This is a genomic window from Microcoleus sp. K5-D4 (assembly GCF_036704575.1).
Lineage (GTDB): Bacteria > Cyanobacteriota > Cyanobacteriia > Cyanobacteriales > Microcoleaceae > Microcoleus.
The window spans coordinates 1-10,540 of the sequence record NZ_JAUBSD010000143.1 but is presented as its reverse complement, the minus strand read 5'-3'; the positions used below and the strand labels follow the sequence as shown (position 1 = coordinate 10,540).

Genomic DNA, 10,540 nt, shown 5'->3' with positions numbered 1-10,540 from the left:
TTTTGGCTGGCATACATTCTAACTAATGAGCGCTTATTTTATATTTATATTATACAATCTAGCTGCGTATCAGCTTACTCAATAATATTAAAGTAATTTCAGAGCCAGATGTTCCATTTCCCCAAGCTGATAAATTTGAGAGAGTAGTAGATTTATTATCCTTGTTATTAGAAAGAGATTTAACCAAAGACGATATTACAGAAAACTATGAATTCGATCGCAGGCAAACTGACTATTATACTAATGCTGGTCTGTATATTGGACTGATAGAAAATTATAAAGATTCCCTGACCAAAAAAGTAACTTTTTGCTTGACAAGTGAAGGAAGGTCTATTTTACATAAAAGACCTAAATTAAAATATCTAGAGTTGATTAATAAGATTTTAGAACGTCAAGTTTTTTATTTAGTGTTTCAATTAGCGCTTAAACTGGGAGGAATTCCGCCCAAAGATGCAATCTGTAAAATAATCTCAGAAAATCGTCCAGATATTAATGATACAACTATAAAAAGGCGTTACTTTACAGTCCAAGGCTGGATTTCTTGGATTTGGTCCCAAATCCAAGACTAAAATCCGCATAGTGTGATTCTCTGGGTTTTTAATATCTTCAACCTAGTTTTGCCTCCGGGCCATTGCAGAAAGGGACGTGGCAAGACGAAAGAAGGTGCGGAAGCAGACATTTATCTAGAAATAACGGCCCTATAATATTTATCACAACTAGAACTCAATAGAAATACTTCTGAAGTTCTTACCGGAGGTCGCGTGGCATTAAACAGACAGTGCCGGAGCCATCGGCAAAAAGTTTTCGTTAGAATTATATATATCAGCCTCGCCGGCAAAAATGCCCGATCGCCCGATTGGCGGATTTAGCTCCGGCTGTGCCAAAATTGTCTAACTCGCTCACAAGTGTTACCAGTCCAAGATCGAGCTGTGACACTTTACCCCACCAAGCCAATGCAAGATTTTATTAATAACGTCTCTCGCTACCCGCGCTTTTTCATTACGATATGTCTGGGAATTTTCTTTTTCCTGTTCGAGCGACTCAAACCCCTGCTCGATCGACCGGCAACTGCGATCGCCCTGATTAGTTCGATTGTAGCGACTTTTGTCTTTCTAACTTTTACACTGCGGGCTATGTTAGGCCTGAGTTCGGTTTAAAGCCAAGCTAAAACGCAAACATCAACGGCAAATTCAGTTAAAACACTAACTCCCAAAGTAGCTGCCAATTCTTGCAGGCGATCGCACACTTGACAATAGTCGCTGCGATAGATTGGAAGAGGAAAAAAATTGGGCTAGTTACGCCAGTGCTGCTCAACCAAGGCGCAGGCAAACATTACCGAAGTGCAGGGCGTTTGGGGCTATCAACATTCACTGGGGAAATACTGCACCTCTGTTTCCCCGGTGTCCCACTTAATCATTAGGAAGCGGCACACCCCGCCCCGCTTTCCTCTCCCGTTAACCTGACGGTATCACGAGAGTTTCCAGCGGACAAGACAGATGAAGTTTGAACATATCTATCAATTTTTTCAAGACCCCCCTCCTGTTTATCTAAACAAGGAATTAGCTGTGTGTTACATTCTCTCCGTGTTATTGCGCGGAGATTCCTACGGTACAGAACTGATTGGCCAACTAGAGAGGGAATTCCCCATCTACCGCCTTTCTGATACCGTTCTCTACAGCGCTCTGAAATTCCTCGAAGATGAAGGCGTCATCACCGGTTACTGGAAAAAAGTAGAAGGACGCGGCCGCCCCCGCCGGATGTATCAAATCCTCGCTGAGTGGCGGCACCAAGCTCAAGACCTTGCTCGTCTCTGGCACGATTACATTGGTCAGGGAAACGGCGCTTCAGAGCGTCGTTCCCGCCCCTTAGAAACTGGTCAGACGGGTTAACCGAGTTGGAATCGGATGCCTAAACCCTGGAGATGCTGGCGCTACTTGCAAAGCGATTTGCCTTCCTTGCCTTCGCTTTGCTCGATCGCCCGCCGCACACCGATTAAAGCAGCTACACTACTTGACAACTCCCTGTCCTAAAGGAGCAGGGATTCTTGGTTCATTGGGACTACTCATGTAGCTTGCCCTCCCCAAAATTCACTGCGATTTGCCCAACCGCTGTATATCCACGCTGCAACACCACTTGCGCGGCTGCAACATCTCGATTCGTTTCATAGCCACAGGTTTGACATTTATGTACCCGTTCGGATAGTTCTTTTTTGCCTGTATGAGTTTGACATCTGGGACAAGTTTGACTTGTTCGGTTCGGGTCTACCTTGGCAAAGTATGCACCTCGCTTAAAGCAAACATGACCCAAGATATTCAGGAACTGACCAAACCCTGCATCAAGCGTGTGTTTGCTCATCATTCCGGCTGACATTGCTTTGAGGTTCAAATCCTCAGCAAATACTGTTTGGGCTGCGTTGCATAAATGATGTGCAGTCTTGAAATGAAAGTCTTTGCGACTGTTCGAGATGTATTCGTGGTGCAAGGCTATTTGGTGATGAATTTGACGAAACTTTCTAGAGCCTTTTTTCTTGCGCTTCAGTTGACGTTGCAGCAATTTCAGCTTGCGTTGTCCATCCACAAAGAATCTAGGTCTATCAATCAATTCACCATCAGAAGTTGCCAAAAAATGTTTTAACCCTAAATCAATCCCTAATCCATGTCCTGAAGGTGAGGCTTGAGGTACTTTGATATCACATTGCAAAGTGAGCATGACATAGTAGCCAGAAGCCCTCTTAACAACGCGAATTTGCTTAACCTCAAACCCTTGAGGGATTGGACGCGACAGGTGCATTTTAACTAACCCTATCTTGGGTAGGTTGACCCAATCGGTACCATCAAACTGTTTAACGGATTCTAGATTCAATTGAGGGAACACAAATGAGCGCATCCGCTTTTTGAATCTAGGAAAACCGTGTCCTCGTTCCCACATCGCCACAAACGCTGCCTCTAGTTGGCGCAACGCGTGCTGCAAGACATGGGTGTGAGGCAATTTCAACTCAGGAATTAACTTCTTTGCTTGGGCTAATGATTTGCATTGGCCCGCAAAGGTTGGACGCGGTGCATCAGCAGGGATCATGTATTCCTGTTTAATGCTGCACGAGTTGATATCACACTTACGAGAATTGACCCAATCTTTTCGTTCTCGCAATGCAAAGTTGTAGACCTTGCGGCAAATATTGAGCCACTGGTCGAAAGTTTGGCGTTGCGTATCGGTAGGAATGAGCTTGTACTCGTAGGTGAGATTTAACATACAATCATTGTAGAGCAAGTCTGAACAAACAGCACTGCATTTATTCAAAATCCTCTTCGGAGAAATTCAGAACTGAAAGTCCCCCTAGAAGGGGGAGGCTTGTACCCATTTCTCTGGTCACTTGAGAATTAGCGACGATGGAGAGATAGGGGAATTGGGTGATGGAGAGCAAAACGCCTTGCAGAAGAAGCTTTCTGCGAATCTTGGTAAAAAAGTGTCTGCGTAAGTCCTCGATCGCTTTCTTATGTAAATTTCTGTAAAGTAATAGTAGATAATTTCAATTACACAAACTTCTACCGATGGATACTGCTGTTCTTCCTTCTACCTTTGTGCTGACGCTACTGCTGGCTGTTGGCTTGTTTTTCTTCATCAAGGCTTCAGTCAAAGATCGCATCGAACAAGTCAAGCTGGCTTCCGAGAGCGCCCAAGAGTCACTGTTAACCGACTTACAACAGTATTTTGCCCAGAGAGCTTACCGAGTTGCAGCCGTCGATGCCCCCAACTATAAAGTCACATTTGAGGGTTTTGTGCGGCCAAGTTGGTTTCTAGCTATTTTTCTAACACTGCTGAGTGCAGGCGGCGCTCTGTGCTTGGGACTGGTTTTGGGAATGCTAGTTCCGCAGCAGGGTCAAATTTTCCTAGCTTTGGTACTGCTGTCCCCGCTGGCGGGGGTATTTTACTGGAAAAAAGCTGGACGCTCTGAGCAAGTCTCCCTCAAACTCGAATCAGTTGCTGAGTCGGGAAGCCAAACCAAGAGCTTTGTTACTGTCAGAGCTCACCGCGATGAACTAGCAGCCATGCAAAAAGCTTTAGATTTGAAACCGATCGATTAAAAGTTTGACGCGGAACGTTTTTTGATATGCTAGATGCCGTAGTTAGACTTCTAGCTGACAAACCGATGACTCAAGAGCGGCTCTTTCGTTGATAAACCAGTGGCTGTTTTTTTGATCCACTTGTTCGATCGACCAAAAAGTAAAAAAAAACCATTATCGTGAAAGTGCCAATTGTGGCGATCGCCCTTGGGCTGCGATCAAGCCTGTTGCGATGGCTCCTTATACCCTAATTCGTAAGGACTTTTCGCAGAAATTTCAGTTGGCACTCTCCAGACAATGAGAACTCTCGCGCTTTTGTTAAAAGACTTAGAAAAACATTGCTGTCAATGTTTTGAGCTAAACATTTTGAGCTATGCGCGGCTGGCTGACACCACAGGAATTTTTTCTGTGGTAGCTTCCAACATCACCTTTAAGCTGGGAAACAAGAAATGGTTCTCTTCTACGTATTGGGCTCCAAATAAACCTTTTTCAGCCCAGAAGTATCTGTCAGTGGTATGCTCGTTACGCTTGACTAACAGCAAAGCTGGGGGAGCAATGCCTTCTGCATGGATGAACTTGCGAGCCGCTGTTACGGGTTTATCTTCGCCGCTCTCGATGCTATATTGAGGCACACACTCTAAAATTCTGCGTCCTTCTTGTCGGCGGCGACTCTTGCGTTTGCGTCTCCTGGCCAATTTCTTTACCTCCTCTGTGAGCAGACAGTATGAGCAGACAGGTTGTAATGATAGCTACCAAATCCGAGGCCAGTATATCCGTTCTAGCTCAAAATTTCAACTGTTTTTAATATATCGACATAATCTTAACATTCGTGCCGATCGACAAAAGTGTAACGGTTGTGGTAGGGCTGGCCGCAAGTTCCGGCAAGATCCAAGGTTGGGGATCGGTGGAAGCTGCGCGGAGGGCGATGCGGGGCAATTTGGGCTCATGAAAGCCCCATGCCTTCAACATAGCTGCCTTCTATCAAAGGGAAGAAACCTGAAACCTAGAAGTCTCTCATCAGTAATCGGTAGCCGATCGTTTGTAATTTACTTAGAATTCCGTTAGATATCTTAATGTGGCGCTCATGTTAATGCCAGCCAGTTCAGAATTTGTCAAACTTTGCCGCTCGCAGGTGGCCATCGCCGTTAGTTTGGGAGCGAAATTCAGCGCGGTATACCTGACACAAGAGTTGGTAGAAGGCAGCGAAGCAAAGTTGGTGCCGATCGCAGTTTACCCAGAAAGCTCAGCCGAATCGGAAGAAAATCAGGGGTTGAGGTTGCAATGTTCCGAAAGCTCGACAGTGAAACCGGTACCGCGACTGCTGGCGCCGCCGGTTCGGCCTGTGGAAGAATCAACGGTGGGGGCGATCGCACCCGAGCGACTTCCGGGTAAGGAGCGCAGTTCCCATCAGTGCCAAGGCCCGGAGAATGTGTGGCAGCAGCGGATGCAAATTGTGACGCCTCTGATACACGAGGGAGCTGTAATGGGACTCCTAGTCAGCGGTCGGCATGACAGGCCTTGGAACGAGCGAGAGGAGGCTCAGATACAACAAATTGCTCGCACCTTAGCCCTAGCCTGCATATTAGATCAGCGATCGCAGTGGATGCAGCAGGAATTGGGTACGAGTCGGCAAATCCAGGCTCAGGTTTACGACACGATGCACAATTTGCTGCACCAGTTCAAAAGTCCGCTGACAGCGTTGCGAACTTTTGGCAAGCTGTTAGCGCGGCGGCTGGTACCGGAAGACAAAAACCGCAATGTGGCTTTTAGTATTGTCCGAGAGAGCGATCGGCTGCAAGAGTTGCTGGGCCAGTTCGATCGAACCGTTGACACCGGCGAAGCACATCTAAAACTGCGATCGGGCACTTCAGAAAAAGCAATGTCCAATGTGGAATCAATCCGGCATTCTCCTCTGTCGCTGTCACCTGCGGCCAATTTGAAGGAATCCTGTTTTGTGGCAGAAGTCTTAAAACCGCTGTTAATTTCCGCCGAGGCGATCGCATCTGAAAGGAATCTGAAATTGGTAGCCGACCTGGAGGCGGATTTGCCACCAGTCTCAGCGAACGATCGAGCTTTGCGCGAAGTGTTGAGCAATTTAATTGACAATGCTTTGAAATATACCCCTGCCGGCCACCAAATTTATATTAAAGTCAGGTACAAAGTAGCGGATGGCGATCGGGCAGGATACAGCCAATTGCCTGCCATAGCAGTTGCTGTCAGTGACACAGGTTCCGGCATTCCTCCCCAGGATTTAGAGCATTTATTTGAGCGGCACTACCGGGGAGAAAAAGCGCAGACCGAAATTCCGGGTACAGGATTGGGTTTGGCGATCGCCCGCGATTTAGTCCGCCAAATGCAAGGAGAAATAGAAGTATTTTCCCCAGTCAATCCTGAATGGCTGCCATCGGCGGAAACTCATTTATATCCAACGAATCGCGGCACTACATTTGTGGTTTGGCTACCAGTGAATAAGTAACCAACTATATTGCTTAGGGACATTTTTTATGAAGCATCTACCTTTATTCAATCAAATTTCCAAGTTATCAAATTCTTTAAAAGTTTTCAAAAAAAACTTTTTTGGTGTACCGTTTTTAGCTTTTTTTAATATTATGACTCTTCTGATTTTGGGCGGGGTGAGCATATACGCCAAACTCAACAACAAGGGACGCGGAGTTGAACGCCTATTTAGCGACCCTTTTAATTTCTGGTTCCCTTACGAAGGCATTTTTACCGGAGTTTCCGAAGTTCTCGGGTGTCTCCCAGTCGCAATTTGTGCATTTACTTTCGGAGTGTTGCGCCAAAAAGATCGGGGTAGTAGATCGGCGATATTCTTATTTTTTAGTGCTTTACTCCTGGGAGTCTTTTACCTGGATGACAGGTTTCGGATGACTTTGATTATGTCTCGGTTGGGAATATCTAAGAAAATAATTTATTTGTGTTATGGGAGTGCAGTTTTCCTTTACGGAGTTAAGTTTTGGCGATACATCAAAACCACTCATTACCTGCCATTAGTTGCAGCATTCTTATTGTTTGCTATCTCGCGGTTAGAGGATCTTTTAGAGACTCCACATCAAGCATTACACGCGATGCTAGAAGATGGCACTAAATTATTAGGCCTTGTGAATTTAGCCCTGTATTTTTGGTACGTCTGTCATCATGAAGTTTGGCGGCATTTCCAGCAAAGCGAAAATCGTTGATCGCGTCGATGATATTACAAAAAAAGTCGTTTCTGAATTATGGTATCACTAAGCAACGCCGGCGATCGCATAAAAGCCAAATAATTTCTTTTATAACGAGCTATCAGGATGTATTAATCTTGTATTTTCGCGCTCAAATTTTGTCCTATATATACAGCATACTCCATGTAGATGTAGATCTCGAGAAACCGGGTTCCTTGAACAGAATCAGTAATGATGCGAGAACTGTAAAGAAACCCGGTTTCTGAGGTGCATTCATAAACCTGGAATACGCTATATATGGAATATGCTGTATTTTTACGACACAGTTGGTAACGTCTCCGAAGAGATAGTTAAAAAATATATTGAAAACCAACACAATTACAGCGTATCCCAGGTTTATGAAGTGCAGCTTTAGACACGGCAATGCCACTCCCCTACGGGGATTGAGCCATCAGGGGTTTACTTCATAAACCTGTAATCTGCTCTAAGTTAGAAGAATGTGGCTAAAGCCGCAGCGCCTATCCCGACCCCAGAAGGGGGGGTACTTGCTGCGGGTAAAAATTATATCATAATTCCGATTAATGAGCAATTACCAATTAGCAATTACCCTATTCTCATGCAACTGAAAATCGGTATACGATCAATTCAGCCAGATAAGTTTTCTAGGCATTAGCTACGGCGATATTAGTGGCTCTACAGATAGTCGGCAGATCAATAATAAACTGCGTTCCCTGCTCTGGCGTAGAAATACACTCCAATTGACCGCAGTGTTTTTCTATCAGAATTTTTCGGCTGATGGACAATCCCATGCCTGTACCTTTTCCTATGGGTTTAGTAGTAAAAAAGGGAGTGAAAAGTTTAGCACGAACTTTCTCTGTCATGCCCACACCATTATCAGAAATTGTTACCAGGATGTGGGAAGCCGAGCTAATGTTGTCATCCGAATTGCCGGGTACAACTTCAGTACGAATCAAAATCTGGGGTTTAAAAACTGCACCATCTTCTCTACTTAGCCGCTCTTCTAAAGCATCTATAGCATTCGCTAAAAGGTTCATAAACACCTGATTGAGCTGACCGGCATAACAGTTCACAAGCGGCAATGCACCATAGTCTTTTATCACATTAATAGCAGGCCGATCAGACTTAGCCTTTAGTCGGTGCTGTAAGATCAGCAAAGTGCTATTAATGCCTTCGTGGATATCTACTGATTTAATTTCAGTTTCATCCAACCGCGAAAAATTGCGTAGAGAGTGAACAATATTGCGAATGCGTTCGATCCCTAACTGCATGGAAGAAAGCAATTTTGGTAAATCATCTATGATAAATGGCAACTCTCCATCTTCTATTTCATGGACAATTTCTGCTTCGGGTTGCGGGTAATACCTTTGGTAAAGACTCAACATATTAATGAGTTCTTTAATATAGTCGTTGGCGTGCGAGAGATTGCCGTAAATAAAGTTAACTGGATTGTTGATTTCATGAGCTACACCTGCAACTAATTGACCTAGACTAGACATTTTTTCACTTTGAACTAACTGGAGTTGTGTGTCTTGCAGTTCTTTGACAAAATGTTCTAAAGCCAGAGATTTTTGGTACTCTTTTTCTTGACTAATACGGAGTGCTTTCTCTACTTGTTCGCGCCGCTCTATTTCCGACTGCAATTTATGACTTAGAGAAAAACTTCTCAAAGCTGTTAGCATCGTAGTGTATAGCTTTGATGTCGTTAATTCTGTTTTAGTTTTATAGTCATTAATATCGTAATTGATAATAATGCTTTTTTCAGGTACTTGTCCGGGTTGACCCGTGCGTAAAATAATTCGCACTAACTGATTGCCTAAAACTTCTCGGACATATTTAACAAAGTTTAAGCCAGCATCATCTGTTTCCATAATTACATCAAGTAAGATTATGGCAACATCAGGATTTTCTTGGATTAGCTGTTTAGCTTCACGAGCGGAGTAAGCATTAATGAAGGTTAAAGATTTATTTTCAAAGACAAACTTCCTTAGTGAAATTTCGGTAGCGGTGTGAACTTGAGCCTCATCATCTACAACTAAAATTTTCCAGCTTTCACTCAGTTTTTCTTCTGTGGTTTCATCTGCAAACAATATCTCGTCATCCGAGTCGATTACTTCGGCAAAGTATACTGTTTCTGGAGATGGTTGAGTTAACAAATCGTCAAAATCACTTTTCATTGCTGTACACCTTTATTTTTTACTAATGTTTAGGTTTGAAGTTAGAAAACCTGTTAAGAAAAAGGCAGAAGGGAGAAGAGTTACACAGCAACCTTTTCAGTCATCCTTACTTTAGTTTTAATGAGGTGGACTTACTTAGTTCTCTTGGTCAGAAAATCAGAATAGGAACTCTACATTGGTGAATCAATTTGCATGGGTAATTTAATAATAAACTTGGTGCCTCTTCCCACCTCACTTAGACATTCAATTTCACCTTTGAGTTTTTGGGTGACTAAATTGTAGACAATATGTAACCCTAACCCACTGCCACCTTGACCACGCTTAGTGGTAAAGAATGGCTCAAAAATTTTACTTAAGTTTTCTGGGGGAATACCTTTCCCTTCATCGGCGTATTCAAACCTTAGCCGATTACCTTCTTGCTCCCAATCAAAGATTAGTTCCCCAGAAATCCCTGGTTCGTAGGCATGAATCAGAGAATTGATTAGCAAGTTTGTCACAACTTGGGACAATGCTCCTGGATAAGAATCTATAGCAATTTTGCTATCTCCCTTAATTTTAAGCGAATGTTGGCTATTTTTCAACTTTGGTTTTAATTGTAATAAAATTTCATCAAGATAAGGTCTGATCTGGAAAGTACGTCGTTCTTCGCTAGAGCGATCTACTGCTACTTGCTTAAAGCTTTGAATCAAGGCTGCCGCCCGATCTAGGTTAATTAGAAGTGCCTTACTGCTTTGGGTAGCAATATCGACAAATTCTTCTAAATCCGAGCGCTTCATTTTGCCACTTTTATAAATAGATGCAAATTCCGTGGTATTTTCGGCCAAAGCTGAAGCAACAGTGACACCCACTCCGATAGGAGTATTAATTTCATGGGCAACACCAGCAACTAATCCTCCCAGAGATGCCATTTTTTCAGATTCGACTAGCTGAGTTTGGGTGGCTTTTAAAGCCTCTAGGGTGTTCGATAATTGTTGAGTACGATCGCTCACTAATTGCTCTAAGTTTTGATTAAACTCCTGTAAATTTTTGTAAAGTTGAGCATTCTCAATAGAAATAGCAATTTGTGCAGATAAAAGTTTTAACAATTCTAGGCGATCCGTAGTAA

The 10,540-nt window shown here is 43.6% G+C and carries 13 protein-coding genes; 8 read left to right on the top strand and 5 right to left on the bottom strand.

Features of this window, described 5'->3' with window-relative positions:
• The first annotated feature begins 62 nt into the window (after nucleotides 1-62).
• The 4 genes from QUA77_RS27665 (at nucleotide 63) to QUA77_RS27650 (ending at nucleotide 2,030) form a co-directional block, all read left to right on the top strand.
• Complete coding sequence (locus tag QUA77_RS27665; protein WP_445302110.1) at nucleotides 63-569, top strand: DUF7226 domain-containing protein; 507 nt, start codon at nucleotides 63-65, stop codon at nucleotides 567-569.
• 384 nt (nucleotides 570-953) lie between these two features.
• Nucleotides 954-1,157 carry a DUF751 family protein gene (locus QUA77_RS27660; RefSeq protein ID WP_190657763.1) on the top strand — a complete coding sequence of 68 codons (204 nt, stop codon included), beginning with the start codon at nucleotides 954-956 and terminating at the stop codon, nucleotides 1,155-1,157.
• 339 nt (nucleotides 1,158-1,496) lie between these two features.
• Nucleotides 1,497-1,889 carry a PadR family transcriptional regulator gene (locus tag QUA77_RS27655; protein ID WP_333036786.1) on the top strand — a complete coding sequence of 131 codons (393 nt, stop codon included), beginning with the start codon at nucleotides 1,497-1,499 and terminating at the stop codon, nucleotides 1,887-1,889.
• Nucleotides 1,890-1,904: 15 nt separating this feature from the next.
• A complete protein-coding gene (locus QUA77_RS27650; RefSeq protein ID WP_333453778.1) occupies nucleotides 1,905-2,030 on the top strand; it encodes a hypothetical protein in 126 nt (41 codons plus the stop codon).
• A gap of 28 nt (nucleotides 2,031-2,058) precedes the next feature.
• On the opposite strand, the gene QUA77_RS27645 is transcribed toward QUA77_RS27650, so the two are convergent.
• A complete protein-coding gene (locus QUA77_RS27645) occupies nucleotides 2,059-3,249 on the bottom strand; it encodes a transposase (RefSeq protein ID WP_333036784.1) in 1,191 nt (396 codons plus the stop codon).
• A 299-nt stretch (nucleotides 3,250-3,548) separates the two neighbouring features.
• Here QUA77_RS27645 and QUA77_RS27640 point away from each other — a divergent pair, with 299 nt between their 5' ends.
• Nucleotides 3,549-4,082 (top strand): cofactor assembly of complex C subunit B, encoded by a 534-nt coding sequence (locus tag QUA77_RS27640; protein WP_333453776.1) that lies wholly within the window; start codon nucleotides 3,549-3,551, stop codon nucleotides 4,080-4,082.
• 350 nt (nucleotides 4,083-4,432) lie between these two features.
• Here the strand turns inward: QUA77_RS27640 and QUA77_RS27635 are convergent, their stop codons facing one another.
• Nucleotides 4,433-4,756 carry a DUF3155 domain-containing protein gene (locus QUA77_RS27635; RefSeq protein WP_006635576.1) on the bottom strand — a complete coding sequence of 108 codons (324 nt, stop codon included), beginning with the start codon at nucleotides 4,754-4,756 and terminating at the stop codon, nucleotides 4,433-4,435.
• Between the two features lie 106 nt (nucleotides 4,757-4,862).
• The gene (locus tag QUA77_RS27630) at nucleotides 4,863-5,030 is read right to left on the bottom strand and encodes a hypothetical protein (protein ID WP_333036780.1); all 168 of its coding nucleotides are present in this window, start codon (nucleotides 5,028-5,030) and stop codon (nucleotides 4,863-4,865) included.
• A gap of 121 nt (nucleotides 5,031-5,151) precedes the next feature.
• Here QUA77_RS27630 and QUA77_RS27625 point away from each other — a divergent pair, with 121 nt between their 5' ends.
• From QUA77_RS27625 to QUA77_RS29470, 3 genes are all read left to right on the top strand, one after another.
• Entirely contained in the window at nucleotides 5,152-6,537 is a 1,386-nt protein-coding gene (locus QUA77_RS27625; protein WP_333453775.1) for a HAMP domain-containing sensor histidine kinase, read from the top strand.
• 133 nt (nucleotides 6,538-6,670) lie between these two features.
• A complete protein-coding gene (locus QUA77_RS27620) occupies nucleotides 6,671-7,258 on the top strand; it encodes a hypothetical protein (RefSeq protein ID WP_333036777.1) in 588 nt (195 codons plus the stop codon).
• 244 nt (nucleotides 7,259-7,502) lie between these two features.
• Nucleotides 7,503-7,655: a transposase gene (locus QUA77_RS29470; protein ID WP_445302109.1), complete on the top strand. Its 153-nt coding sequence runs from the start codon at nucleotides 7,503-7,505 to the stop codon at nucleotides 7,653-7,655.
• Between the two features lie 247 nt (nucleotides 7,656-7,902).
• Here QUA77_RS29470 and QUA77_RS27615 read toward each other — a convergent pair whose 3' ends face one another.
• Nucleotides 7,903-9,435, bottom strand: a complete 1,533-nt coding sequence (locus QUA77_RS27615; RefSeq protein WP_333036775.1) for an ATP-binding protein — start codon at nucleotides 9,433-9,435, stop codon at nucleotides 7,903-7,905.
• 170 nt (nucleotides 9,436-9,605) lie between these two features.
• The coding region (locus tag QUA77_RS27610; protein ID WP_333036771.1) for a GAF domain-containing sensor histidine kinase at nucleotides 9,606-10,540 on the bottom strand (935 nt) is incomplete at its 5' end.

What these genes read in the sequence shown, in the direction of transcription:
- QUA77_RS27630 (WP_333036780.1), bottom strand. Translation starts at nt 5,030, where the DNA reads ATGTTGAAGGCATGGGGCTTTCATGAGCCCAAATTGCCCCGCATCGCC.
- QUA77_RS27640 (WP_333453776.1), top strand. Translation starts at nt 3,549, where the DNA reads ATGGATACTGCTGTTCTTCCTTCTACCTTTGTGCTGACGCTACTGCTG.
- QUA77_RS27655 (WP_333036786.1), top strand. Translation starts at nt 1,497, where the DNA reads ATGAAGTTTGAACATATCTATCAATTTTTTCAAGACCCCCCTCCTGTT.
- QUA77_RS27615 (WP_333036775.1), bottom strand. Translation starts at nt 9,435, where the DNA reads ATGAAAAGTGATTTTGACGATTTGTTAACTCAACCATCTCCAGAAACA.
- QUA77_RS27645 (WP_333036784.1), bottom strand. Translation starts at nt 3,249, where the DNA reads ATGTTAAATCTCACCTACGAGTACAAGCTCATTCCTACCGATACGCAA.
- QUA77_RS27660 (WP_190657763.1), top strand. Translation starts at nt 954, where the DNA reads ATGCAAGATTTTATTAATAACGTCTCTCGCTACCCGCGCTTTTTCATT.
- QUA77_RS27620 (WP_333036777.1), top strand. Translation starts at nt 6,671, where the DNA reads ATGACTCTTCTGATTTTGGGCGGGGTGAGCATATACGCCAAACTCAAC.
- QUA77_RS27650 (WP_333453778.1), top strand. Translation starts at nt 1,905, where the DNA reads ATGCCTAAACCCTGGAGATGCTGGCGCTACTTGCAAAGCGATTTGCCT.
- QUA77_RS27625 (WP_333453775.1), top strand. Translation starts at nt 5,152, where the DNA reads ATGCCAGCCAGTTCAGAATTTGTCAAACTTTGCCGCTCGCAGGTGGCC.